Annotated in this window: 23 protein-coding genes and 1 other RNA gene; 13 read left to right on the top strand and 11 right to left on the bottom strand. The window is 67.0% G+C overall.

Annotation, left to right across the window (positions count from 1 at the left end):
- Positions 1-97 precede the first annotated feature (97 nt).
- Positions 98-994 carry a LysR family transcriptional regulator gene (locus ACVOJ1_RS05375; protein WP_053517329.1) on the top strand — a complete coding sequence of 299 codons (897 nt, stop codon included), beginning with the start codon at positions 98-100 and terminating at the stop codon, positions 992-994.
- Between the two features lie 18 nt (positions 995-1,012).
- On the opposite strand, the gene ACVOJ1_RS05380 is transcribed toward ACVOJ1_RS05375, so the two are convergent.
- Entirely contained in the window at positions 1,013-2,044 is a 1,032-nt protein-coding gene (locus tag ACVOJ1_RS05380; RefSeq protein WP_065174970.1) for a LysR family transcriptional regulator, read from the bottom strand.
- Between the two features lie 147 nt (positions 2,045-2,191).
- Between ACVOJ1_RS05380 and ACVOJ1_RS05385 the strand changes: the two genes are divergently transcribed.
- The 7 genes from ACVOJ1_RS05385 to ACVOJ1_RS05415 all read left to right on the top strand — a co-directional run bounded on the left by ACVOJ1_RS05385 (position 2,192) and on the right by ACVOJ1_RS05415 (position 10,498).
- A complete protein-coding gene (locus tag ACVOJ1_RS05385; protein ID WP_053517540.1) occupies positions 2,192-2,419 on the top strand; it encodes a hypothetical protein in 228 nt (75 codons plus the stop codon).
- Positions 2,416-3,186, top strand: a complete 771-nt coding sequence (locus ACVOJ1_RS05390) for an SDR family NAD(P)-dependent oxidoreductase (RefSeq protein ID WP_053517454.1) — start codon at positions 2,416-2,418, stop codon at positions 3,184-3,186. The genes ACVOJ1_RS05385 and ACVOJ1_RS05390 overlap by 4 nt, the downstream gene beginning before the upstream one ends.
- An 89-nt stretch (positions 3,187-3,275) precedes the next feature.
- Complete coding sequence (locus ACVOJ1_RS05395) at positions 3,276-4,499, top strand: efflux RND transporter periplasmic adaptor subunit (RefSeq protein ID WP_065181297.1); 1,224 nt, start codon at positions 3,276-3,278, stop codon at positions 4,497-4,499.
- A 127-nt stretch (positions 4,500-4,626) separates the two neighbouring features.
- Entirely contained in the window at positions 4,627-7,797 is a 3,171-nt protein-coding gene (locus ACVOJ1_RS05400) for an efflux RND transporter permease subunit (RefSeq protein ID WP_053517457.1), read from the top strand.
- Positions 7,798-7,861: 64 nt separating this feature from the next.
- Positions 7,862-8,599, top strand: coding sequence for an SDR family oxidoreductase (locus ACVOJ1_RS05405; protein WP_053517458.1), 738 nt, complete (start codon positions 7,862-7,864; stop codon positions 8,597-8,599).
- Complete coding sequence (locus ACVOJ1_RS05410) at positions 8,593-10,014, top strand: efflux transporter outer membrane subunit (protein ID WP_065174973.1); 1,422 nt, start codon at positions 8,593-8,595, stop codon at positions 10,012-10,014. The genes ACVOJ1_RS05405 and ACVOJ1_RS05410 overlap by 7 nt, the downstream gene beginning before the upstream one ends.
- Positions 10,015-10,234: 220 nt before the next feature.
- A complete protein-coding gene (locus ACVOJ1_RS05415; protein ID WP_053517461.1) occupies positions 10,235-10,498 on the top strand; it encodes a hypothetical protein in 264 nt (87 codons plus the stop codon).
- 18 nt (positions 10,499-10,516) lie between these two features.
- On the opposite strand, the gene ACVOJ1_RS05420 is transcribed toward ACVOJ1_RS05415, so the two are convergent.
- The 6 genes from ACVOJ1_RS05420 to ssrA all read right to left on the bottom strand — a co-directional run bounded on the left by ACVOJ1_RS05420 (position 10,517) and on the right by ssrA (position 17,624).
- Positions 10,517-11,371 (bottom strand): endonuclease/exonuclease/phosphatase family protein, encoded by an 855-nt coding sequence (locus tag ACVOJ1_RS05420; protein ID WP_346480109.1) that lies wholly within the window; start codon positions 11,369-11,371, stop codon positions 10,517-10,519.
- Between the two features lie 109 nt (positions 11,372-11,480).
- Entirely contained in the window at positions 11,481-12,185 is a 705-nt protein-coding gene (locus ACVOJ1_RS05425; protein WP_340044819.1) for a PA1136 family autoinducer-binding transcriptional regulator, read from the bottom strand.
- A 5-nt stretch (positions 12,186-12,190) separates the two neighbouring features.
- Positions 12,191-13,063: a glyoxalase III HchA gene (hchA, locus tag ACVOJ1_RS05430; protein ID WP_065175070.1), complete on the bottom strand. Its 873-nt coding sequence runs from the start codon at positions 13,061-13,063 to the stop codon at positions 12,191-12,193.
- Between the two features lie 125 nt (positions 13,064-13,188).
- Positions 13,189-15,198 (bottom strand): esterase/lipase family protein, encoded by a 2,010-nt coding sequence (locus ACVOJ1_RS05435; protein ID WP_346480110.1) that lies wholly within the window; start codon positions 15,196-15,198, stop codon positions 13,189-13,191.
- A gap of 285 nt (positions 15,199-15,483) precedes the next feature.
- Positions 15,484-16,983, bottom strand: coding sequence for a S8 family serine peptidase (locus ACVOJ1_RS05440; RefSeq protein ID WP_346480111.1), 1,500 nt, complete (start codon positions 16,981-16,983; stop codon positions 15,484-15,486).
- Between the two features lie 287 nt (positions 16,984-17,270).
- Positions 17,271-17,624: a transfer-messenger RNA gene (ssrA, locus tag ACVOJ1_RS05445) on the bottom strand.
- A 229-nt stretch (positions 17,625-17,853) separates the two neighbouring features.
- Here ssrA and ACVOJ1_RS05450 point away from each other — a divergent pair.
- Positions 17,854-18,426 carry a hypothetical protein gene (locus ACVOJ1_RS05450; protein ID WP_053519702.1) on the top strand — a complete coding sequence of 191 codons (573 nt, stop codon included), beginning with the start codon at positions 17,854-17,856 and terminating at the stop codon, positions 18,424-18,426.
- 51 nt (positions 18,427-18,477) lie between these two features.
- Here the strand turns inward: ACVOJ1_RS05450 and smpB are convergent, their stop codons facing one another.
- Complete coding sequence (gene smpB / locus ACVOJ1_RS05455; protein ID WP_019661238.1) at positions 18,478-18,981, bottom strand: SsrA-binding protein SmpB; 504 nt, start codon at positions 18,979-18,981, stop codon at positions 18,478-18,480.
- 57 nt (positions 18,982-19,038) lie between these two features.
- Here smpB and ACVOJ1_RS05460 point away from each other — a divergent pair, with 57 nt between their 5' ends.
- Together ACVOJ1_RS05460 and ACVOJ1_RS05465 are read left to right on the top strand one after the other, a co-directional pair.
- Positions 19,039-19,464 (top strand): type II toxin-antitoxin system RatA family toxin, encoded by a 426-nt coding sequence (locus ACVOJ1_RS05460; RefSeq protein WP_053519703.1) that lies wholly within the window; start codon positions 19,039-19,041, stop codon positions 19,462-19,464.
- Between the two features lie 3 nt (positions 19,465-19,467).
- Positions 19,468-19,725: an RnfH family protein gene (locus ACVOJ1_RS05465; protein WP_053519704.1), complete on the top strand. Its 258-nt coding sequence runs from the start codon at positions 19,468-19,470 to the stop codon at positions 19,723-19,725.
- A gap of 36 nt (positions 19,726-19,761) precedes the next feature.
- Here the strand turns inward: ACVOJ1_RS05465 and ACVOJ1_RS05470 are convergent, their stop codons facing one another.
- Positions 19,762-20,154, bottom strand: a complete 393-nt coding sequence (locus ACVOJ1_RS05470; RefSeq protein WP_053519705.1) for an outer membrane protein assembly factor BamE — start codon at positions 20,152-20,154, stop codon at positions 19,762-19,764.
- Between the two features lie 103 nt (positions 20,155-20,257).
- On the opposite strand from ACVOJ1_RS05470, the gene fur reads away from it, so the two are divergent.
- Positions 20,258-20,665, top strand: a complete 408-nt coding sequence (gene fur, locus ACVOJ1_RS05475) for a ferric iron uptake transcriptional regulator (RefSeq protein WP_053519706.1) — start codon at positions 20,258-20,260, stop codon at positions 20,663-20,665.
- 55 nt (positions 20,666-20,720) lie between these two features.
- On the opposite strand, the gene ACVOJ1_RS05480 is transcribed toward fur, so the two are convergent.
- Positions 20,721-21,974: an SGNH/GDSL hydrolase family protein gene (locus tag ACVOJ1_RS05480; RefSeq protein ID WP_346480112.1), complete on the bottom strand. Its 1,254-nt coding sequence runs from the start codon at positions 21,972-21,974 to the stop codon at positions 20,721-20,723.
- A 97-nt stretch (positions 21,975-22,071) separates the two neighbouring features.
- Here ACVOJ1_RS05480 and ACVOJ1_RS05485 point away from each other — a divergent pair, with 97 nt between their 5' ends.
- Positions 22,072-22,989, top strand: coding sequence for a LysR family transcriptional regulator (locus ACVOJ1_RS05485; RefSeq protein WP_111185598.1), 918 nt, complete (start codon positions 22,072-22,074; stop codon positions 22,987-22,989).
- Positions 22,990-23,032: 43 nt separating this feature from the next.
- Here the strand turns inward: ACVOJ1_RS05485 and recN are convergent, their stop codons facing one another.
- Positions 23,033-24,694, bottom strand: a complete 1,662-nt coding sequence (recN, locus tag ACVOJ1_RS05490; protein WP_346480113.1) for a DNA repair protein RecN — start codon at positions 24,692-24,694, stop codon at positions 23,033-23,035.
- Positions 24,695-24,718: the final 24 nt, after the last annotated feature.

The raw sequence follows: 24,718 nt of genomic DNA on the forward strand, positions 1-24,718 counted from the left end.
GAAATGCCGGGTCGTGCCCGGTGCAGTCACGGTAGACGGCCTGCCTCGTCGCGATAAGATGGCGACTGCTGACTACCTTGTATAGATCCGCTAACCAATGTCCGTCGATCTCAATGCCCTCGCGGTGTTCCAGCGGGTAGCCGACTGCAGCAGCTTCACCGCGGCGGCCCAGCAACTGGGCGTGACCCGGTCGGCCGTCAGCCAGACCATCGCCCGGTTGGAACAGTCGCTCGGTGTCGCTCTGGTGCTGCGCACCACCCGCAGCGTCAACCTCACCGATGCCGGCCAGGCGCTGCTTGCGGCGGTCAGACCCGCCCTGGCTGAGCTGGGCAGCGCCGTGGAGTCCACGCTACGTCGCGGCAGCACCCTCAAGGGCCAGCTGCGCTTGGCCGTGTCCTCCATTGCCGAGCATTTCCTGGCCGGTCCCCTGCTGGCCAGCTTCGCCGCCCGGCACCCGGAGCTGCAGCTGGACATCACGGTGACCGATGAGGAGTTCGACATCGTCGAGGCGGGTTTCGACGCGGGCGTGCGTCTGGGCGAGGTGATCGCCCAGGACATGGTGGCGATTCCGGTGTCCGGCCGGCAGCGGCAGGTGGTGGTGTGCACTCCGCGGTATGGGCAGCAGCACGGCATGCCCAGGCACCCGCGCGAGCTGCCCGGGCACCGTTGCATCGGCTGGCGCGCCGCACCACGCAAGGCGCCCTATCGCTGGGAATTCGAAGAGCGCGGACGCGAGTTCAGCGTCGATGTGCAGCCGGAGATCACCAGCAATGACATGGCCACGATGACCCGCCTGGCATTGGCGGGCGCCGGGCTGGCCTTCGGCATGGAGGACACATGGCGCCCGTGGCTGCAGCGTGGGGAACTGGTCAGCGTGCTGGAGCCGTACTGTCCGTGGTTCGCAGGGTTCTTCCTGTATTACCCTAGCCGGCGCCAGGCCGAGCCGAAGCTGCGGGCACTGATCGAGCATCTGCTGGAACAGCGCGCCGCATGACGCCGGGCAGGCCCCGCTTCACGCCGCCGGCGCGGCCACCTTCTCCAGGATCCGCTTGCCGCTGATCTCAAGCGCGGCATCTTCCTGCTCCTGCTGCTGCCGCGCCAGCTTCGCGCCAGGGCACTGCGCCAGCATGTAATTGGCGTCGAAGTTGAGCTTCTCCACCAGGAAGTCGACGAATGCGCGCACCTTCGGCGAGACCAGGCGGCCGCCGGCAAAGACCGCGTTGAAATCCACCTCCGGACCTGTCCACCCGGCAAGCACGCGACGGACCATGCCTGACTCGACGAACGGCTTGGCCATCACATCGCCGGTCAGGAGCAGGCCTTCACCGCACACCAGCGCGCCGTTGAGCGCGGACATGTCGTTGGCCGTCATCAGCGGCGTCACCGGGAAGTCACGCAGTTCCCCTCCGTTCTCGCCCAGCTGCCAGGTAAAGCGCGGTGAATTGCCAGTGTGGTAGGGCTTGCGCATGGCCAGGATGCGATGGAACTGAAGCTCTTCCGGGTGCAGTGGTTCGCCGTAGCGCTCGATGTAGGCTGGGCTGGCGAACACCTGCGTGCGCAGGCTGCCGAGCTTGCGTGCGACCAGGTTGGAATCGGGCAGGGCGCCGACGCGCAGGGCCAGATCGGCTTCACCGGCGATCAGGTCGAGCTTCTCGTTGCCCATGTGCATGTCCAGGCGGATTTCCGGGTACTGCGCATGGAACTGGCCCAGCAACGGCGCGATCCAGGTGATGCCGATGGAGTAGGGCACAGTGAAACGCAGCCAGCCGCGTGGGCCGGACTGCAACTGGCTGACCGCGCTCTCGGCTTCTTCCAGCTCGCGCGCGATGCGCTGGCAGTGCTCGTGGTAGATCGAGCCCGCCTCGGTCAGGCCAAGACGGCGCGTGGTCCGGTGCAGCAGGCGCGCGCCCAGCCGCGTCTCCAGCTCCTGCACCTTGCGGCTGACAGTGGTCTTGGGCAGGCCGAGCGCTTTGGCAGCTGCGATGAAGCTGCCCTGCTCGACCACTTTGACGAAGATCAGCGTTTCATTGAGATCGTGGGACATGGTCGGGAGTCCTGGACGTCGGGGGTGGGACAATCGTGACAGATCGATTGGACCGGGAACGGGATGATTATTCCCCTTAATCAGGACTAATCAAGTAAAGGTTTGAGGTCTATCGTGGCGCCATTCGTGAAATGGAGTCCCCCCGCCATGAGCCTGCGCAACATTCTTGCCCGTTTCCGGCATGCCGGCCAGAACGCCCTGGATCTGGCGATGACCGTTGAGATCCGCCCGAGTTCCTTGGTGCACAAGGATTTCCGTGAGTTTACCGCGCCCATGCGGCAGCAGCGTGGCGGTGCCATCCGCTTGGCGCCGCAGAAGAGCGATCGACTGCGCCGAATCGGGACTATCCCGGATTTGGGAGGAAATGTCCCGTGAATGGGATTCTGATGCCCGAAGTCCTGGTCCTCGGCGGAACCGGTGCGGTCGGCCAGGGCGTGGTCGGTGCGCTGCTGGAAGCCGGCAGCCCGGTGCTGGTGGTCGGCCGCGATCCAGGACGGCTGGCGTCGCTGGAAGCGCAGTTCGCCGATGAGCCCGGCCTGCAGACCATGCTCGGTTCACTGGCAGACGACGGTTCGGCGCAGGTCCTGGCCGAGCGCGTCGCGCAGCGCCCGCGGCCGTTGGCAGCGGTGATCGCGGCCATGGGCGGTCCTTACAACCGTGGCCGGGTGATGGACCGCAAGGGCGACGAACTACTCGGCGCACTGCAGGCCGACCTGATGCCCCATGTGCATGCGGTACGCCACCTGCTGCCGCTGCTGCGTGACAACGTGCATGCGCGGCGCTACGTGATGATCGGCAGCCCTGCCGGTCTCAAGCCCTGGGCCGGCTACGGCGAGACCTCGATCACCACCGCCGCCCTGCGCATGTACGCACAGGTGGTGCACCAGGAAGCACAGGCGGTCGGTGTCCGCGCGCAGATGCTGGAGGTGTGCAGCCCGGTGTGTACACCGGCCAACGCCGCCAACGCCTGCATCGAGTGGCCGAGCTCGCTGCTGGTCGGCCGGCGCGTGGTGTCGCTGCTTGATGGCTGCCGCGACAACCGCGCCATCGTTCGCTGCGACAGCAGCGATGCGGAACTGCCGCGGGGCCTGCTGCGACTGGAAGTTCCACCACCGTGGCGCGACGCCGTCGGTGTCGCTTGACCTTGACCTTGGTTGAGGTTGCAGCATACGCCGCACTTTCTGATAGCCATTCTCATTAGCTGTACCACCCCTCCGTACGGATGCATGCCATGACTTCCCCCAAAACCACCCCACATCGTTTCGGCCATCGCATTGCGATGGTCGGCGTGTCGATCCTCGCCGCGGCGGTGCTCGCTGCCTGCAGTGGCGGCCATGCCGAAGAAGCCGGTGCACCGCCCCCGCCGCAGGTCAGCGCAGCGCCGGTGCTGGTCAAGCAGATCAGCCAATGGGACGAGTTCAGCGGCCGCATCGAGGCGGTGCAGAGCGTTGAACTGCGTCCACGCGTGTCCGGCTACATCGACAAGGTCAACTACGTCGAAGGCCAGGAAGTGAAGAAGGGCGATGTGCTCTTCACCATCGACGCGCGCAGCTACCAGGCCGAGTACGATCGCGCCGCCGCTGAACTGGCCCGCGCCCGCACCCAGGCAACCCTGGCCCGCAGTGAATCGGAGCGGGCCAAGCGCTTGGCCGAGCAGCAGGCGATCTCCACCGAGACCGCCGAGCAGCGTCGCGCTGCGGCAGACCAGTCCGGCGCAGCCGTGCAGGCCGCGCAGGCGGCACTGGATGCTGCCCGGCTCAACCTGGAGTTCACCAAGGTGCGTGCGCCGATCGACGGCCGTGCCGGCCGCGCGATGGTCACCGCGGGCAACCTGGTCACCGCCGGCGACAGCGCCAGCGTGCTGACCACGCTGGTCTCGCTGGACACCGTGTTCGTCTACTTCGATGCCGACGAAAGCACTTTCCTGCGTTACGCGCAGATGGCACGCAAGGGCGAGCGCCCGAGCGAGCGCGACAGCGACCTGCCGGTGAAGGTTGGCCTGTCGGGTGAAGAAGGCTACCCGCACGCGGGCAAGGTCGACTTCCTCGACAACCAGGTCGCACGCAGCACCGGCACCATCCGCGTGCGTGCGCTGCTGGACAATGCCGACCGGCAGTTCACCCCGGGGCTGTTCGCCCGTGTGCAGCTGCTGGGCAGTGGCCAGTTCCAGGCGATGCTGATCGATGACAAGGCTGTGCTGACCGACCAGGACCGCAAGTACGTGTACGTGGTCGACAAGGATGGCAAGGCCCAGCGCCGCGACATCCGCCTTGGCCGCACGGCGGAAGGCCTGCGCATCGTCGAGCAGGGCCTGTCCGCAGGCGACAAGGTCATCATCGATGGCGTGCAGAAGGTCTTCATGCCGGGCATGCCGGTGCAGGCCAAGGCGGTGGCGATGCAGCCGGCTGCGGCCGCCGCACCAGGCCGTGATGCCACTGCTGCGCTGAACCGCTGATCCGCCGTCTCCTGATCCGAGTTTCCGCTTAGCTGCCGGCGCCAGCGGCGGCCTTCCCTGCCTTCGTCATATCGGCGAGGGGCAGGGTGGCTGTTGCCCGCCGGCGGCATTTCCCAGGAATTCCTCCATGGACTTTTCCCGTTTCTTCATCGACAGGCCGATCTTCGCGGCGGTACTGTCGATCGTGATCTTCGCCGCAGGCCTGATCACGATTCCGATCCTGCCGATCAGCGAGTACCCGGAAGTGGTGCCGCCGTCGGTGGTCGTGCGCACGGTCTATCCGGGCGCCAATCCCAAGGTCATCGCCGAAACCGTCGCCACGCCGCTTGAAGAGGCGATCAACGGCGTCGAGGGCATGATGTACCTCAAGTCGGTCGCCGGTTCCGACGGCGTGCTGCAGATGACCGTCACCTTCCGCCCGGGCACTGATCCGGACGCGGCGGCGGTGAAGGTGCAGAACCGTGTGGCGCAGGCGCAGGCACGCCTGCCCGAGGACGTACGCCGGCAGGGCGTGACCACGCAGAAGCAGTCGCCCACCTTCCTGATGGTCGTGCATCTGACGTCGCCCAATGGCAAGTACGACACCCTGTACCTGCGCAACTACGCCCGCCTGCACGTCAAGGACGCGCTGGCACGCATTCCCGGCGTGGGCGACGCGCAGATCTTCGGTGGTGGTGACTACGCCATGCGCGCATGGCTGGACCCCGACAAGGTTGCTTCGCGCGGCCTGACGGCCAGCGACGTGGTGCGTGCCATGCGTGAGCAGAACGTGCAGGTCTCTGCGGGTCAGCTCGGCGCCGAGCCGCTGCCGAACAGCCAGTTCCTGACCCTGATCAATGCCCAGGGCCGCCTGCGCAGCGAGCAGGAGTTCGGCGACATCGTGCTCAAGAGCGGTGTCGACGGCGAGATCGTGCGCCTGTCCGACGTTGCCCGCCTGGAACTGGGCGCTGGCGACTACACCCTGCGCTCGCAGCTCGACGGCAAGAATGCGGTGGGTATCGGCATCTTCCAGTCGCCCGGTGCGAATGCACTGGAGATTCGCGACAAGGTCATCGCCACGATGGACGAGATGCAGAAGACCATGCCCGCCGACGTGAAGTACGAAGCGGTGTACGACACCACCATCTTCGTGCGTGATTCGATCAAGGCGGTGGTCTCGACCCTGCTTGAAGCGATCGCCCTGGTGGTGCTGGTGGTGATCCTGTTCCTGCAGACCTGGCGCGCGTCGATCATTCCGCTGATCGCGGTTCCGGTGTCGGTGGTCGGTACCTTCGCAGCGCTGTACGTACTGGGCTTCTCGATCAACACGCTGAGCCTGTTCGGCCTGGTGCTGGCGATCGGCATCGTGGTCGACGACGCGATCGTGGTGGTGGAGAACGTTGAACGCAACATCGAAGAAGGTCTGTCGCCGACCGCAGCCGCCCACCAGGCCATGCGTGAGGTGTCCGGCCCGATCGTTGCGATCGCACTGGTGCTGTGCGCGGTGTTCGTGCCGATGGCGTTCCTGTCAGGCGTCACCGGTCAGTTCTACAAGCAGTTCGCTGTCACCATCGCCATTTCCACGGTGATCTCGGCGATCAACTCGCTGACCCTGTCGCCGGCCCTGGCCGCCCGCCTGCTGAAGGCCCATGGCGCTCCGAAGGATGGCCCGAGCCGTCTGATCGATCGCCTGTTCGGCTGGGTGTTCCGCCCGTTCAACCGCTTCTTCAAGTCCAGCTCGGAGAAGTACGAGCGCGGCGTGGCGCGCATCCTTGGCCGCCGCGGCGCTGTGTTCGTGGTCTACGCGATCCTGCTGGTCGGTACCGGTGTGATCTTCAAGCTGGTGCCGCCGGGCTTCATCCCGACCCAGGACAAGCTGTACCTGATCGCGGGCGTGAAGCTGCCGGAAGGTTCGTCGATCGCACGTACCGATGAAATGCTGCGCAAGGTCGCCAAGATCGCCCAGGAAACCGACGGCGTGGCGCATACCATTTCGTTCCCGGGCCTGAACGCGCTGCAGTTCACCAACACCCCGAACACCGGTGTGGCGTTCATTCCGCTCAAGCCGTTCAACGAGCGTCATGGCCGGACCGCGGCGGAGATCAACGCCGAGATCAACCAGAAGATCGCAGGCCTGCAGGAGGGCTTCGCGTTCGCGATGATGCCGCCGCCGATCCTGGGCCTGGGCAACGGCAATGGCTACCAGATGTTCATCGAGGACCGCGGCAACCTGGGCTACGGCGCGCTGCAGAATGCCGTGCAGGCGATGCAGGGGACCGTTGCACAGACCCCGGGCATGGCCTTCCCGATCAGCAGCTACCAGGCCAACGTGCCGCAGCTGGATGCGGAAGTGGACCGTGTGAAAGCGAAGGCGCAGGGCGTGCAGCTGACAGAGCTGTTCGACACGCTGCAGACCTACCTGGGTTCGGCGTACGTCAACGACTTCAACCAGTTCGGCCGCACCTGGCAGGTGATCGCCCAGGCGGACGGCCCGTTCCGTGAGAGCGTCGAGGACATCGCCAAGCTGCGCACCCGCAACGACCGCGGCGAGATGGTGCCGATCGGTTCGATGGTGACCATCAAGCAGACGTTCGGCCCGGACCCGGTGCTGCGTTTCAACGGCTACCCGGCAGCGGACCTGGCCGGCGAAGCCGACCCGCGCCTGCTGTCCTCGGCGGAAGCGATGAACAAGCTGACCGAGATTGCCGGGCAGGTGCTGCCGGTCGGCATGGCCACCGAATGGACCGACCTGAGCTACCAGCAGGCCACCCAGGGCAAGGCCGCGTTCATCGTGTTCCCGGTGGCGATCATGCTGGCCTTCCTCGTGCTGGCCGCGCTGTACGAGAGCTGGTCGCTGCCGCTGGCGGTGATCCTGATCGTGCCGATGACCCTGCTGTCGGCTCTGTTCGGCGTATGGCTGACCGGCGGCGACAACAACGTGTTCGTGCAGGTGGGCCTGGTGGTGCTGATGGGCCTGGCATGCAAGAACGCGATCCTGATCGTCGAGTTCGCCCGTGAGCTGGAGATGGGCGGCAAGGGCATCGTCGAGGCCGCGCTGGAAGCCTGCCGCCTGCGCCTGCGCCCGATCGTGATGACCTCCATCGCGTTCATCGCCGGCACCGTGCCGCTGGTGCTTTCGCATGGTGCGGGTGCCGAGGTGCGCTCGGTGACCGGTATCACGGTGTTCGCTGGCATGCTGGGCGTCACCCTGTTCGGCCTGTTCCTGACCCCGGTGTTCTACGTTGCCCTGCGCAAGTTCGTCACCCGCAACGGCGGTGGCCAGCTGGTGCAGCACGGCGAGCCCACCATTCATCACTGATACGGAACCCCGTCGCCGCCGGTCGATGATCGGCGGCGGCTTCTCCCTCCAAAGGCATGAATCCATGAACACCCATCAGAACAAGATCGCGCTGGTTACCGGCGCTACCCGTGGCATCGGTGCCGAGACCGTGCGTCAGCTGGCGAAGGAAGGCGTGCACACGTTGCTGGCCGGCCGCAAGCGTGAGACGGCGGTGGAGCAGGCACTGAAGCTGCAGGCGGAAGGCCTGCCGGTGGAAGCGCTGCAGCTGGACGTTACCGACGCTGCGAGCATCGCCGACGCGGTCGAGCAGGTGCGCCAGCGTCACGGCCGGCTGGACATCCTGGTCAACAACGCCGGCATCATGATCGAGAACCCGGCACAGGCACCGTCGGAGCAGTCGCTGGATACGTGGCGTCGCACCTTCGACACCAATGTATATGCACTGGTGGCGGTGACCCAGGCGTTCCTGCCGCTGCTGAAGCAGGCCAAGGCCGGGCGCATCGTCAACGTGTCCAGCATCCTCGGCTCGCAGACCCTGCACGCCGACCCGGGTTCGGGCATCTATGACTTCAAGATTCCGGCCTACAACGCCTCCAAGGCGGCGGTGAACAGCTGGACGCTGGCCCTGGCATACGAGCTCCGCAGCTCGCCGATCAAGGTGAACACCGTGCACCCGGGCTACGTCAAGACCGACATGAATGGTGGCCACGGCGAGATCGAGATCGCCGAAGGTGCGCGTTCCAGCGTGCAGATGGCGCTGATCGGCCCTGAAGGCCCGAGTGGCAGCTTCACCTATCTGGGCGAGGTGCTGCCATGGTGATCCGCACCCTGGCGGTGGCCGTTTCCAGCCTCGTGCTGGCCGGCTGTGTCACCGTCGGTCCCAATTACAAGGCGCCCCAGCAGGAGCCTGTCGTCCTGCAGGGCGCGGAGCAGCCGGTGTTCAGCACCACATCGCCCGTTGCCAGCTGGTGGGCGCAGTTCGATGACCCGGTGCTGGAAGAGCTGGTGCACGGCGCACTGTCGAGCAATCTTGACCTGCGCGTGGCCGTGGCGCGTGTCAGCCAGGCGCGGGCGGTGTTCGTCGAAAGCCGCTTCGACCAGGCACCGCACGTGACCGCAGGCGGCAGTTACGACCGCCGCAAGCAACCCGATCCGCAGCTGGGTGGGCAGCGGGTGTTCAGTGAAAGCTACCAGCTCGGGTTCGATGCGGGCTGGGAGCTGGATCTGTTCGGCCGCAAGCGCCGTGCTGCCGAAGCGGCACGCGCCGATCTGGGGGCCGAGCAGGCCAACCTGGCCGATGCGCAGGTACTGGTTGCCGCCGAAGTGGCACGCAACTACTTCGAGCTGCGCGGCACGCAGAAGCGCATCGCCGTGGCCCAGCACACACTGGTCAATCTGCGTGATACGCAGAAGCTGACCGAGGCGCGCTGGGAACTGGGTGCCGGCAGCGAGCTGGATGTGCAGAGCAGCCGTGCCCGGCTGAAGGCGATCGAGGCCGATATTCCCCTGCTGGAAGTGGCCGAGACGCAGTCCCGCAATCGCCTGGCGGTGCTGCTGGGCCAGCGCCCGGAAGTACTGGCCGACATGCTCGCGCCGCATGAGGTGCCGGCGTTCGCCAAGCCGTTGCCGCTGGGCGATACCCGCGAGCTGCTGCGCCAGCGTGCCGACGTGCGTGCGGCCGAGCGGCGGCTGGCAGCCGCCACGGCACGGGTGGGGGTGGCAACGGCCGATCTGTTCCCGCGGTTGTCGCTTTCCGGTTTCGTCGGCTTCCTCGGCGGCGACGCCAATGGCCTGGTCAACGGCAGCAACAAGGCCTGGTCGCTGACGCCGTCGTTGAGCTGGGCAGCCTTCGATTTCGGAACCGTGCGCGCACGTCTGCGTGCCAGCAAGGCCGAGGCCGAGGGCGTTGCCGCGCAGTACGAGCAGACGGTGCTGCTGGCACTGGAAGACACCGAGAACGCGCTGACACGCTACTCCAAGCAGCAGGCACGGCTGGCGATCGTGGTGGAGCAGGCGCAGGCCGCACGACGAGCCGAGTCGCTGGCGCAGATCCGCTATCGCGAGGGCTCGGAAGACTTCCTGACCCTGCTCGACGCGCAGCGCACCCAGCTGGCCGCCGATGATGCACTGGCGGCCGCCGAGGCGGAGGTCAACGTCAGCGTAGTCGGCGTATACAAGGCGCTGGGTGGTTGGGGCCAGTCCCCGCAGGCGCCGAGCGTGGCACAGGTGAATTGACCGGACGGGGACGGAGGCAGTGGCCTCCGTCCCCGTTTCCGGTCAGGGCCACCGATGGGCGGGCGCCTGCCGCCCTGCCATGCCGTCCTCCACACTTTGCGAACTCAGGCAGGGCAGCGCGGCGTGAGCCGTGGACACCGTCACATTCATGACGCTTCTGACTCTCCCGGAAGCGCCTTCTGCCGTGTAACAAGTGGGGCGGGCCATCAGAGGACAGGCGATGACGGACGGCAAGCGGGATACCCAACGAATGTTGTTCGGCGATCCGGGGCCACCCGGTGCAGGACTGTCCGTCGCGGTGGTCGTTCTGCTGGTGCTGGCGATGCTGGCCGCGGCCATCGGCTTCGTGCGGCTGCCGGACTCCATGCTGGGCCTGGGCCTGATCGGCGTGGCCGTGCTGCTGGCCATCGGCGCTCGCATCTGCCAGGCGCGCGATCAGCACCAGGCGCTGTATCGCCTGTTGGCGCGGCAGCCGCCGCGGTGAACGCGGCGGCAACCCGACTCAGGGCCGGGGCCAGTCCAGCTCGACCACCAGCGGGAAGTGATCCGAGGGCAGCACGCCGTCGATGCGACGGTCATCGGTCAGGAAGCTGCGCGCACGGAAGCCTCTCACCAGTACCCAGTCCAGCTGCGTGGTGGCCTTGCCGGTGAAATCATGGAAGGTCAGGCGCGGCCCCTGGGGAGACGCCACCTGGGTGCGTGCGTCCTGCAGAACGCGGGTGAGCGTCGCGTAGGTTCCGCCCCCGGGTTCACTGTTGAAGTCGCCCGTCAGCACCAGCGGCAGATCCGGCGGCAGCGTCGCCACCCGCCTGCCGATCAGCTCGGCTCCCTTGACCCGGCGCGGTTCGTCTTCGTCGCGATAGGGCAGGTGGGTGTCCATGAAGTAGAAGCGGCGGCCATCGTCAAGGCGACGGAACAGGGCCCAGGTCACCATGCGCGGGTACAGGTTGCCCCAGGTGATGCTGCCGGCGACCTCCGGTGTATCGGACAGCCAGAAGTTGCCTGATTCCTCCACGGCCAGCACCCGCGTGTCGTAGAACACGCCCATGTGCTCATCGCCGCTGCCACCGCGCCGTCCTTCACCGAACCACGCGTAGCCGGGCAGGTGGCCGGCGAGATAGTCGGCCTGTTCCTGTACCAGCTCCTGGGTGCCGATCACGGCCGGGCGGGCATCCAGGATGACCTTGACCATCGCATCGCGGCGATCCGGCCAGCGCTTGCCTGGCGCGGTGTCGGCCGGGGTGCGGACATTGAAGGACATCACCTTCAGCGGCGCAGGGGCCGCCGCCCAGGCGATGGCGGGAAGAGCGAAGGCCAGCAGCGCACACAGCGCAGGGCGACGGAAACGCGACAGCATCGTGGAATCCCTCCATTCCATGTAAACGATTCCATGAAGGATGGCACGGATTGGCAGGGGAGGGTATGCCGGGATGGGTCATTGGCGTGGCGGCTGCACGGGGGCCCGCTCAGTCTTCGATCTCGCCGCGTCGCGCGGCCGCGCGCACGGCCTGCGCCGTCGTCGCAACGCCCAGGCGCTGGCGCGCGCGGCGCAGGTGGTTCTCCACGGTGCGCGCGGACAACCCCAGCGTGGCGGCGATCTCCGCCTGGCGCCGGCCGGCTGCGACCCAACGCAGAACCTCGCGTTCCCGCGTGCTCAGTTCGCCCAGGGGGCGTTCAGCCGGTGCTTCGGCCAGCCGGCGGGCGGCGCGGAATGCTGCTGTGCCGGCAGACTCCAGCAGCAGCCGGGCAGGCGCGGAAGCGTCGATGATCGTTCCGGCGAAACTGATCGCCCCTTCCAGCCCCGTGGTTCCGAACACGGGTACCTGCAGGCCATGCAGGCCGTCGCCGCGGGGGTGCCTGACCACCTGGTAGCGGGCCCCCCTTGCGCCGTCGCGCTTGCTCCAGAAGAACGGGGCATCGCTGTCGAGCACGTGGCGGTTGACCGGGCAGGCATGCAGGTAGCGGGCAAGATCGGTCTCACGCCCTTCGCCCAGCCAGTCGCCCTCGATCCAGTACACGCGGTGTGCGCCGCGTTCGAGCCCGGTGCCGGCCGCAAACACCAGCACGCGATCGTAGCCGAGGGGCGCGGCGATCGAGCGAAGCAGCGCGCCGATCTCGGCGATCGAACGCGCCTGCTCCAGTTCCAGCAGCATCGGCACCAGCGCGGCCACGGTGTTCAGCGACCTGCCAGCGCGTCCAGCAGGGTGCGTGCGGCCAACTGGCCGAGTGCATTGCCGGCCAACGGACTATCGCCTGTCAGCAGCAGGCGATCCTGCAGCACGCTGCCGTCAATACCCTCGTTGACGATCTGCACGCCCTGCTGCGCGAGCTTTTCACCGAAGAACCACGGCAGTTGCCCGGGCATGTAGCCGATGTCCGGCGTCTGCCGGTCCATCGCATCGGGGAAGGCGCAGATGCGGTAGCCACGGAACAGCGAATCACCGCCCGCTTCATCGATCCCGGCAGCCAACAGCGCTGCAGGGCCGTGGCAGAGCGTGATGATGTAGCGCTGCTGTGCCATCGCCCAGTGCAGCGCCTTGCTGACCGCGCGGCTCTCCGGCAGACCGATCAGTGCACCATGCCCGCCCGGAATGAAGATGGCTGCATAGTCCGACGCCGCGTCCAGCGAGGCCACGATGTCATCCAGCACCTTCGGCTGGCGGAACCGCGCCTGGTAACGTTCGTACAGACCGCCGATGTCGCGGTCCTCGCCGGGGAACGCCCACCATTCGAACTTCACGGCGTTGCCGGACAGGGTTGCCACATCGAAGTCGAAGCCGGCCTTGTCCAGGTGATACATCGGCAGCAGCGTTTCGACCGGGTGATTGCCGGTGGAGAACAGGTGGCCGTTGGCGGTCGGCAGGTAGCGCTCATCGGCGCCGATCATCAGTATCTTCCAGCGGCCATCCCGGCGTGCGTCGGCATAGTCCGCGCCGGACAGATTGCTGGTGGGTGACGTGAACTGCGAGAGCGACCAGGGCGAGGGAAAGAAGGCATCGCGCTCGGCCGGATCGGGACGGGGTTGGCGGCTGAGGTCCTGGGTGTTCATGTGGCTGGCCTGCTGTCGGGGAGGTGCGGCCAGCATAGGAGGCACTGTGCGTACGTGCGATGAGGGATTTCCCGCAACGCCTGACCCGCCGTCTCCGCCGGTGGCGGAACGGCGATCAGCCTGCGCTATTCATCGCGCCGGTCGTGTGCCTGCATGTCTTCATGCAGGATGCGCCTGAGCTCGACGATGGCGGGCGTGGCTTCCTGCACGCTGTGACCGGACACGATCACCTTCTCCGATTCGGCGCCCGGCAGGTGCGAACTCCAGTAGGGCACCAGTCCGTCGCTGGTCTGCTCCAGCGGTCCATCGGCTTTGGCGCGCGCGATGATGGAGTGATAGCGCACGCTCGGGGACATCGGCAGATCGGCGACGGCCTTGACGAAGGGGTCATCCTTGTCGAGATTCTGGATGCTGTTCATCTGGTAGCCGTGCTTGCCGTCGTCGCGGTCGACGTGGCCGTCGTTGGCGATCGTCGCCACGTCCTCCAGCACGGTCAGTGGCAGCCGCACCAGACGGCCGATCCAGCGCCCGAGGCGGGTGCCGGCAACGTCGGTGCCGCGATGTGGGGTGGCAATGAATACCACCCGTGAAATCTCCGGCTCCGGCTTGAACGTGAGCACCGGCGCGCCGCGGGTGCGCAGCAGCTCGCGCTGTGCCGGCGTCATCTGCGCGGTTGCCAGCAGGGTCTCGACCAGATGGTCGCCGGACGAAGACACCATCAGCCGCGAGATCACTCCGCCCATGCTGTGCCCGACCAGCACCATGTCATGCGAGGCCGCGGCCTTTCCGGTGGGATCGAAGTGCTGCAGCACATCGGCCAGCATGTGGCGGATCGCATCGTGGCTCATCGCGATGGGCATGTTGGTCGGGTAGTAGAACTGCCACACCTGGAAGTCCCGGCGGATCTCATCGTCGCGCATCAGCTCGTTGGCGACGTTGACCCATGCCTCCGGGCTGCTTGCCAGGCCGTGGATCATCAACAGCACGCGGCGCTTCGGGTCGTAGGGCTGCATCATGTACAGATGCGGCGTATCGATGCCGCCCTTGCTCCCGAATAGCGAGCGCAGCGATTGCCGGCTGAAGTTGGAGCGTGCGAGCCACAGCGCGTAGCCTGCCGTGAAGTTGGCCGCCAATGGCACCTGCTGGCCATGCAGGGTGACTTCCGAAACCTGGTAGGGATCGTGGATCTCCACCTCCGGCTCGTCGTCGTGCAGCACTTCCCACAGGTTGTTGCCGGAGAACCGCAGCAGCACCGACATCGAGGGTGAAGGCATTTCGCTCCAGCTGCGCTGTACCGGCGCAGCGGCGCTGGCCGCGGCAGCAGCCGTGTCCACGTCGCTGCCGGGATCATCCATCACCGCCACCAGCTCGGCGCCGAAGCCATCCCGGCGATGCACGCTGCGCAGGGTGCCGGTGAACGAGAGCGCTGCGGCGGGAACCAGCTCCCTCGGCGTACGCTCGTCCAATGGCGAGCCGTCGTCCGATGGCGCCAGCACAAAGGTCCATCGTCCCAGCTGGAAGCGGCTGGTGTCGCTGTGCACCCGGCCGGTAGCGTAGGCCTCGAACAGCTGCACGGAGGCTTCCTGCACGGCCAGGTTGTAGTAGTCCCGCACCTGCGTCTGGCGATCCTCGAAACCCCGCTGGTTGGCGGTGCGCTCGGTGAAGAACAGATAGGCGTAGGCCTGCCGCGCAACCTGCATCCACGCATCCAGACGCGGCTGGAACCCGGCGTCCAGTTCGGTGACCACGGCCTTGGCGCGGCCTTCGGCGGAGTACTCGCGCTTGGGGGCGGGCAGGGTCAATGCGTACTGCAGCCAGAGTTCGGCCAGGGCCGAGCGCTTGTCTTCCTCGCGCACGACGATGCTGGCCTCCATTGCATCGATGCAGGGCGGACCGGGCTTGGCGCAGACACCCTCGTCCAGACCGGCCACGCGCAGGGTTTCCAGGGTGGCCGAGCTGAGCTTGCCGGTGGTGAGGATGTCACCGCGCTTGAGCGCGATGTACTGGCCGGGGGTAACCGAGGCGACCTGCACCGAGGGCCCGAACTGGCGCAGGGTGGCGCAGCCGCTCAGCGCCAGCAGCAGGGTGAAGACGAGAGCCGTGCGGCCGACGATGCCCATTCCCGTGGTTGCCATACGATCCTCCTGCGCGGTCGCGCCACTCTAGCGGGAGGTATGTCAAGGCGGAAGCGGCGTGCGCCCGTTCCTTCAGCGGCCGGTCGTCAATCGTCCAGATCGCTGTTGCGGATTGCCAGGACCACCGCAGCAGTACATGCCAGGACACCGAGCAGGAAGCCGATGGCCATGCCGTCGAACCAGTTCATGGGTTTCGTGCCGGGAATGTGGGAGATGGTGGCCTGTGGATCTGACCGGCGGGCAACGCATGGCGCAGCGGCTGTGGCGGGCCGCTGCGCCCGGGCCTCAGTTGCTGGCCTCCCTGACAGCTTCTGCGGCGTCGATGATGCCCGGACCGCAACCCCCCGGGCAGTTGGCCGCCGCGATCGGATGGGCGGTGCGGCGCAGGATGTCCTTGACCTGGCTGGTGGTCTTCGGCACCGGTGCCACCGCCTGCATCAGCGCGACGACGCCGGCCACGTGCGGTGCCGCCATCGAGGTGCCGGACATGAAGTCAAAGGCATTGTTGCCCACCGTGGACAGAACGCCCTGCGCCGGATGCTGGCGGGTCGGTGCGCAGTTGGTCGAGTTCGGCGGTGTGGCCAGGGGCAGGAACTCGCCTACCGAGGCGCGGCACGACCACGTCTCGCCACCGGGCGCGGTGATATGGATGCTTGCACCGTAGTTGGAGTAGAACGCGCGGCGCCCGCCCTGGTCGTTCGCGGCTACCGCGATCACGCCGTTGCAGTTCGCCGGTGCGAACTCGGACACATCGAGGTTGCTGTTGCCCGCCGCGACCACCACGAGGGTGCCGGTGGCCGTGATGTCGTCGATCGCATCCTGCTCGGCCGGCGAGCAGGGCCGACGGCCGCCCAGGCTGAGATTGATGACCTCGGCCGGGTTGGCATTGGCGGGAACACCCGGCACAGCGATGCCAGCGCTCCAGAGCATGCCGTCGATGATGTCATCCGAGCCGCCATTGCCCTGGTTGCCCAGCACGCGTACCGGTACAACCTTCGCGTTGTAGGCCACGCCGGCCACGCCGATCTGGTTGTTGGTTACCGCCGCGACGGTTCCCGCAACGTGGGTGCCGTGCGCGATGCCCGAGGCATCGAAGGCATCCGCATCGCGGCCATCGCCATCGTCGGAACCGCCACAACCGGGATTCAGCCCGCCCAGGATGCACTGCAGATTGCTGAACGGCCGGGTGGAGGAAATCATGTCGTAGCCTGGCAGCAGGTTCGGCTGCAGGTCGTTGTTGTCGAGATAGCCCGAATCGATCACCGCCACCACGACCCCTTGGCCAGTGGAGCGATCCCATGCCGCCGGCACGCGTGCGCCACTGACGGGATTGCTGTAGTGCCACTGTTCGGCGTAACGCGGATCGTTGGGCGTGGCGAACGCGCTCATCATGAAGTTCGGCTGCACGTATTCGACGTCCGGGTCGTCGGCGATGCGCTGCATCAGGATCTCGGCCTCCGGACGATCCAGTGCCTTGTCTGTCCTGATCACATCGGCGCCGCCACCCATGCGGCGCTGATGCGCCACCGCCGCAGCCTGCGCCGCACCCACCGAGCGCTTGCTGCGCTGCTGCGCGCCCAGCCGCTGTTTCAGCGCATCCTGGGCGGTGTCGGCAGAGACGCGTTTGCGGCTGCCATCGCGGTACTTGACGATGAAACTGCTGTACTGCTGGTTGTTGTCCATGCCCCGTGTCCACACCCGTTCGGTGGATTGGGCGAAGGCAGGGGCACTGGCCAGGACCAGGGTGATGGCACTGGCAAGGGAAACCCGAAGCGACGTACGCATGAATACAGTTCCTTTGTGAAAGGTGCGATGAGCCGGTCGTGCCCTGGGGGCTCGACTCGAGATGAAGGGGGTATGTCCGCGCGGTCTCCTTTCTGATGGCGACCTTGAACGAACGGCTTCGCAGACCGTTCTCCCCCAGTGCGGGGGTAGGAAATTTCTGAACTGATTTACCGATGTCGAGATCGACAGGCGCGGCGAGCGGTGTATACCGCAGGCAATAAAAAAGCCCGGAGATCCCCTTCTGGCGGGAATGTCCGGGCTTCTCCGGTCCTTGAAGGACCGCTCGTTGGTGGAGGTGGGCGGAATTGAACCGCCGTCCGAAGGCACTCCATCCCCAGCACTACATGCTTAGCTCGCCGTTGAATCTCGTCCCCGAACAGCACGGCGTGCAAAGCGCATCCGGGAACCAGCCTGTTGTGTTCTAGTGCCGGACTGACAGGCAGCCGTCCAGCGCGATTCCATGATAGTGACTCTACACCGCGAGCATGGACACAAGCGGTTTCGAGGCTTAGGCCTTAAGCGGCCAGAGCGTAGTTGTCGTCGTTGGCAACTAGAGTTTTGCAGCTGGATTTACGAGGAAAGCTACCCCCTCGGCATGCGCCAGGCGACTTCACAACCCCCGTCGAAACCAATGCACCCCCGGTTTCTACAGTGCTGCAAGGTACAGGGCCGATTCCGTGTCACCACGGGCAGGGCCTGCCCAACGGTTGTCATGCTACGGCAAAACAGCTGAACAGTCACCTCGCGCGGCCGGTCAATCCGCAACATGTTGTACTGCCTGTGTCATAGCGGATTGCTAACGTCTCCGGCACGGATTTGCGACACACTGGTCGTGACCATCCAGGGCAGGACAGAAACGGGAGACTGTGGGTGACCGACGCGATGCAACAGCGCAGCCTGCGCCAGCTGGTGGGCCCGGTCGGGGCCGACTATCAGCGACGGGCGTTGCCTCCCGGTTGGGTCTGGGCGCTGCTGGCGGTGCTGCTGGCGGCGACCTGGCTGACCGAACTGCCGGCCACCGCAGCGGTGGCGCTGGTCGCCAGCGCAGTGGTGGTGCATTGGCCGCAGCGTGGGCGCACCCATTGGCTGGGCTGGCGGCTGCCGGCGCTGGCGGTACTGGCGGCGTTGCTGTGGGGGCCGGACGTGCTGGCGCAGTGGTTCGAGCACGGCCTGGCGCTGACCTTGATGACATTGGCCAGCCTCAGCATCGGCGTTCACGTGTGGCAGTCGCGGCAGCTGGCGCGCCAGCTGCAGGGTGCAGCCGATGCCCTCGACGATACGCAGCTGCTGGCCCTGCTGCCGGCCGATGCAGCCCAGCTCGCCCAGCAGTGGCGGGCGGGCGATGACCGCCACGCGCCGGAACTGGCGGTGGTGATGCACCTGGCCGTGATGCACGCGGCCCTGGCGCCGCGCGCGCGCGGGCAGGGCATGCTGGCCGGTTGATGGCCCGGGCCGCCGGGCATCGCCCGGCGCCACAAGGCGGCGGGGCCTGCCTCAGGCGTCGCGGTTGCCGCGCCGCATCACCCGCTGCTTCTCGATCGCCCAGTCGCGATCCTTGGCCGCATCGCGCTTGTCGTGGTTCTGCTTGCCCTTGGCCAGCGCGATCTCCAGCTTGATCTTGTTCTTGCTCCAGTACATCGCGGTCGGCACGATCGTATAGCCATCACGCTCGACCTTGCCGATCAGCTTGTCGATCTCGTTCCGGTGCAGCAGCAGCTTGCGCTCGCGCCGATCCTCGGCCACCACGTGGGTGGAGGCCTGGATCAACGGAGTGATCTGTGCGCCGATCAGGTAGATCTCGCCACGCTTCACGTAAGCGTAGGCGTCGATGATGTTGCCGCGCCCCGCCCGGATCGACTTGACCTCCCAGCCCTGCAGGGCGAGCCCGGCCTCGAAGCGCTCTTCGATGTGGTACTCGTGGCGGGCACGCTTGTTCAGCGCGATGGTTTTGTTGGCCGTCGCGCTCTTTGCTTTATCCTTGCCGCTGTTCTTGCTCATTTCCGTATTGTCTCCGATTCGGGCCCGCCCGGTCGATTGCCGAAACGTCCCGTATACATGCCTACTATCCGCCGCAGCGCCCTGGTCGAACATTCGGCCGCGCGCATGTTCGACCTGGTCAACGACGTCCAGGCTTATCCGCGCCGCTTCCGCTGGTGCTCCGATGCCCGCATCCTGGAGCAGGGCGAGGACCGGCTGGTGGCGCGTCTGGACCTGGGCCTGGGTTCGTTCAGTACCTGGTTCCAGACCGAGAACACCCTGCAGCGCCCGCACAGCATCGACATGCAGCTGCGCGACGGTCCCTTCAAGCAGCTTCATGGCCGTTGGGAATTCCACGCGCTGGCCGAAGACGCCTGCAAGGTGACGCTGACCCTGGAATTCGAACCCAGCTCACGGCTGCTGGGCCCGGCGCTGGCGATCGGCTTCCAGGGTCTGGCCGATCGCATGGTCAACGATTTCGTCCGGGTTGCCGACGAGGACTGAGCGATGATCGAGGTCGAGGTGGTGCTTGCCTGGCCGCAGCGGGTGCTGTCACGCCGGTTGCAGCTGGAAGAGGGCGCCACGGTTGCCGATGCGATCGCCGCTGCCGCTCTTGAGGGCAGTGCCGGCTGCCCGGCTGCCGCCGTGCATGGTGTGCTGGCCCGCCCGCAGCAGGCACTGCTGGATGGGGACCGGGTCGAACTGCTGCGCCCACTGCAGGCCGATCCCAAGGACAACCGCCGGCGTCGCGCGCTCGGCGGTTGAGGGCCAGGGCCCGTCCGTCGGAACGGGCTGGCGGCCTCAGCGGCCCTTCTTCTTCTTGTCCTTCGGCAGGTTGCGGCCGAACTGGCGGACTGTCTGCTGGGCCAGCGCCTTGTCGTTGGCCGGGAAATAGTCACCCTCCCAGCGCGTCACGGCGTCGTTCTCGAAATACACGGTGAAGTTCTTCACTTCCGTGCGGCCGAGACGGTCGACCCGCTGGCTGGAGGTGTAGTCCCAGCGCTGGGCATGGAACGGGTCCGGCACGGAGGGCGTGCCCAGCAGCGCGTTCACCTGCTGCTTGCTTTGCCCGACCTGCAGCTTGGCCACGGCATCTTCCCGGATCAGGTTGCCCTGATAGATGGGTTGCTTGTAGATGATGCCGCACCCGGTGGTGGACAGGGCGACGGCGGCGACCAACAGGAGATTGCGCATCGGGACTGGCGGTTGGGGAAATCGAACCGATGATACACTCCCGGCGTGCCACCGCGACCCAATCCGAGGCAGCTGGCGCTAAATCGCCAATGAACGGAGACCTATGGAAACCCACGACCTGCGTAAAGTCGGCCTGAAGGTAACCCATCCACGGATGCGGATCCTGGCGCTGCTCGAGCAGCGCACTGCCCAGCACCACATGACCGCCGAAGACATCTACCGCCAGCTGCTGGAGCATGGTGACGAGATCGGCCTGGCCACGGTGTACCGGGTACTGACCCAGTTCGAGGCTGCCGGCCTCGTGCTCAAGCACAATTTCGAAGGCGGCCAGGCCGTCTATGAACTGGACCGCGGCGGCCATCACGATCACATGGTCGATGTGGACAGCGGCAAGATCATCGAGTTCGAAAGTACCGAGATCGAGGAACTGCAGCGCAAGATCGCGGCCGATCACGGCTATGAGCTGGAAGAACATTCGCTGGTGCTGTACGTGCGCAAGAAGCGCAGATAGGCACCCCCTGCGTGCCGGTTGCGACGAGACCCCGGGCTGGCCCCGGGGTTTTTCGTCAGCGCGGCGGAGTGACCGCCGGGTGCGATGGCGGCATCAGCCTCCGCAGATCCACGGCCTCGGCCATGGCCCGGTTGCCGGCATCGCCCGGATGCAGATGGTCGCCTGAATCGTAGGCGGCGGCCATCCGTGAGGGATCGGCGGGGTCGCGCAGCACTGCATCCAGGTCGATCACCGCATCGAATGGGCTGTCCTGCCGCAGCCAGGCATTGAGCTGCTGGCGCAGTGCGTCCTTGTCCGGCTGGTAGTAGTCGTCCAGCGGGGTGCCGGGCAGGGCACCGGCGAACGGCGGCAGGGTTGCGCCGACAATGCGCAGTCCATGGCGATGGGCCTGTCCGGCCAGGCTGCGATAGCCGGCCTGCAGTTCGGCGAGCCCGGGCCGGTCCTGGCCGCGCGCGAACGCTGTGCCCGGCCAGCTGATGTCGTTGATGCCGATCAGCACGATCACACTGGCGACACCGGGCTGGTCGAGGACATCGCGCGGGAAGCGGGCCAGGGCGGATTCCCCCATGCCGTCGCGCAGCAGGCGTCCGCCGGAGATGCCGGCGTTGACCACTGCGATTCCCTGCGGTGCCAGCCGTGCGGCGAGATGGTCGGTCCAGCGCTGGTCCTGGTCGAGGCTGGCCGTTGCGCCATCGGTGATCGAATCGCCGATCACCACCACGCTGCGCGCGCGGGCTGCGGTTTCGACGTCGATGCCGGACAGCAGCAGGCGGGCCGTGGTGCTGCGGGCCCCGTCCAGGTCCGCAGCCAGGCTCTGGTCACCCGGCGCGATCCAACTGGTCTGCCGGCCCTCCCAGTGGAACGTCCGCAGCGGCGTGGGCTGTGGCAGATGGATGCTGACCTGCAGCGACTGCAGGTTGCGCGTGGGCAGTGGCAGCGCGTCGCTGAGCCGGTCCTGGCCAGGCGCGATCAGCACGCCGGGCTGGCCATCGAAGGTCAGCGCCTGCGGCACCTCGCCCGGATGTGCCGCCAGGGTGGCCCGGCCCACCCGCAGTGGCTGTGTCCCGTAGGCGTTGCTCAAGCGGACACGCAGGCGCGAGCCGCCCAGGCTGATGCGGACGGTCTGGCGGAAGGTCTGGTCGGCCAGCTCTGCGGGGATCAGCGTCGGAAACAGGAAGTCTGCCTGCCAAACCGGTTGTGGACTGGCTTGCCAGCTGGCCACCCAGTGCCGGGGAGGGGCGGCCGTGGCGCTGGCTGCTGCGGACAGGGTGAGCAGGGCAGCGGTGGTCAACGTGCTCAGGCGGTTCATCGGAAGGGTCCGTCGGAAGGAGGGGCCATGGTGTCCCTGCCGCTTTCTGTGAACTAGACTGCGCCTGGATAATCATCTGTGAACTGGATTCATCACCATGGCGCGACCCGACATCAATCGCTCCGGCGAGCTGGAAGTGTTCGTGAGGGTGATCGAAACCGGCGGATTCTCCGCGGCGGCCCGCAGCCTGGACATGACGCCCTCGGCCGTCAGCAAGCTGGTGGCGCGGCTGGAGCAGCGGCTGGGCACGCGCCTGCTGCAGCGATCCACCCGCCAGCTGCAGCTGACCCCGGAGGGCTGCGCCTTCTACGAGCGCGGGCTGCGCGTGCTTGCTGACCTGGAAGAGGCCGAGCGCTGTGCGAGCGCGCATGCCGAACCGCGCGGGCGGCTGCGGGTGAATGCCAACGTGCCCTTCGGCCAGCATTTCCTGCTGCCATTGCTGCCCATGTTCCTGCAGCAGCACCCGCAGGTGGGGGTGGACCTGACCCTGACCGATGAAGTGATCGATCTGCTCGAGCAGCGCACCGATGTGGCCGTGCGGGCCGGTCCGCTGAAGAGTTCCAGCCTGGTGGCACGACGGTTGGGGGCGACGCGGATGATGATCGTGGCCTCACCCGGCTATGCGCAGCGACACGGTCTGCCTGGCAACGTCGACGACCTGCAGACGCACAACCGGCTGGACATCGGCCATGCGCGGGCGATGCAGGGGTGGCCGCTGCTGCAGGGCGGCCAGGTGCTGCGCGTGCCCACCAGCGGCAATGCGCGCGCCAGCAACGGCGATGCCCTGCGGCAGCTGGTGCTGGGAGGGCTCGGGCTGGCCCGGCTGGCCGCGTTCCAGGTCAGGGACGACATAGCGGCCGGGCGGCTGCTGCCGGTGCTGGAAGAGGCCAATCCCGGCGATCTGGAAGAGGTGCACGCGGTATTCCTGGGGCAGGGTGGCTATCTGCCGCTGCGGGTGCGTGCGTTCCTGGATTTCCTGGTGGAAACGGTGGATCTGGCGCGGCCGCTGGGGTGAACCTGCGGTGGGACGGACCGGGCGTCGCTCGACGCCGCCGGCGTCAGACCTGCAGCAGCTTGCGGGCGGCCGCGCGCGCTTCCTTGCTCACTTCGACGCCACCGAGCATGCGTGCCAGTTCTTCCTCGCGTGCCTTGAGGTCCAGCTTCTCCACCGCACTCTGGGTCATGCCTTCCACCGGTGCCTTGCTGACCCGGTAGTGGGCATGGCCCTTGGACGCGACCTGCGGCAGGTGGGTCACGCACAGCACCTGGCGCTTCTCGCCAAGGGCGCGCAGTTTCTGGCCGACGATGTCGGCCACCGCGCCACCGATGCCCGAGTCGACTTCGTCGAACACCATGGTCGGCACAGCGTCCAGGTCGAGCGCGGCCACTTCGATTGCCAGCGAGATGCGCGACAGTTCGCCACCCGAGGCCACCTTGCGCAGGGCGCGTGGTGGTTGACCGGCGTTGGCCGCGACCAGGAACTCCACGCGTTCGGCGCCCTGCGGGTCGGGCTTGCCGCCGTCCAGGGGTTCCAGCTCGATCAGGAACTGGCCACCGCCCATGCCCAGCTCGGCAATGATGCCGGTGGTGGTGGTCGACAGCGCGGCCGCAGCACTGCGCCGGCTTGCGCTCAGTGCTTCGGCCTGCACCCGCCAGGCGGCCGCGGCCTTGTCGATCTCGCCGGCCAGGCGCTGCAGCCGCTCGTCGGCGCCGCGCAGCTGCTCCACTTCGGCATGCATGCGCTCGCGCTGCGCGCCCAGTTCGTCCATCGGCACGCGATGCTTGCGGGCAAGGTCGTGCAGGCGGCCGAGACGGCGCTCGTTCTCCTCGAACTGTTCGGGGTCGGCATCCAGGTCGTCGTGCACGCGGTCGAGCAGGGACAGGGCTTCGTGCAGCTGGATCGACGCGTTTTCGATCAGGCTGTCCACCTCGCCCAGGCGCGGGTCGTGTTCGATCAGCCGGGCCAGTTCGTGCCGCACCTGCTGCAGCTGATCCAGCGCCGAGCTGCCCTCGTCGCCGTTGAGCTGGTTGCTGGCGGCCTGGCAGGCGGTCAGCAGCGCGCTGGCATGGGCCTGGCGCCGATGGCTGGCGCCCAGCGCGAGGATCGATTCGGGCTCCAGATCCTCACGGTCCAGTTCGCGCAGCTGATGCTCGAGGAAACCGATACGGTCACTGACGTCGCCCTGTTGCGACAGCGCCAGGGATTCATCGACCAGTGCCTGCCAGGCGGCTGCGGCGCGGCGGACCTGACGGCGCTCTTCCTCGTTGCCGGCATAGGCATCAAGCAGGGCCAGCTGGGAAGGACGCGCCAGCAGGGCCTGCTGTTCATGCTGGCCGTGGATTTCCACCAGCAGCGCGGCCAGTTCGCCCAGCTGGGCGAGGGTGACCGGGCGGCCGTTGATCCAGGCCCGCGAACCGCCGTCAGCGCGGATCACGCGGCGCAGCTGGCACTGGTCCTCATCGTCCAGCTCGTTGTCGGCCAGCCACTGGCGTGCGGCCTGCAGATGCTCCAGCGCGAACTCGGCCGACAGCTCGGCGCGGGCGGCACCGTGGCGGACCACGCCGCTGTCGGCGCGCAGGCCGGACAGGAAGCCCAGCGCGTCGACCATCAGCGACTTGCCGGCGCCGGTCTCGCCTGAAACCACGGTCATGCCAGGCCCGAATTCAAGTTCGGTAGCGCGGACGACGGCGAAATCCTTGATCGATAGGTGTCTGAGCATGGGTCTGGGGGTATCTGAGCCGCG

The sequence above is a fragment of the Stenotrophomonas sp. STEN225 genome (genome assembly GCF_056756445.1).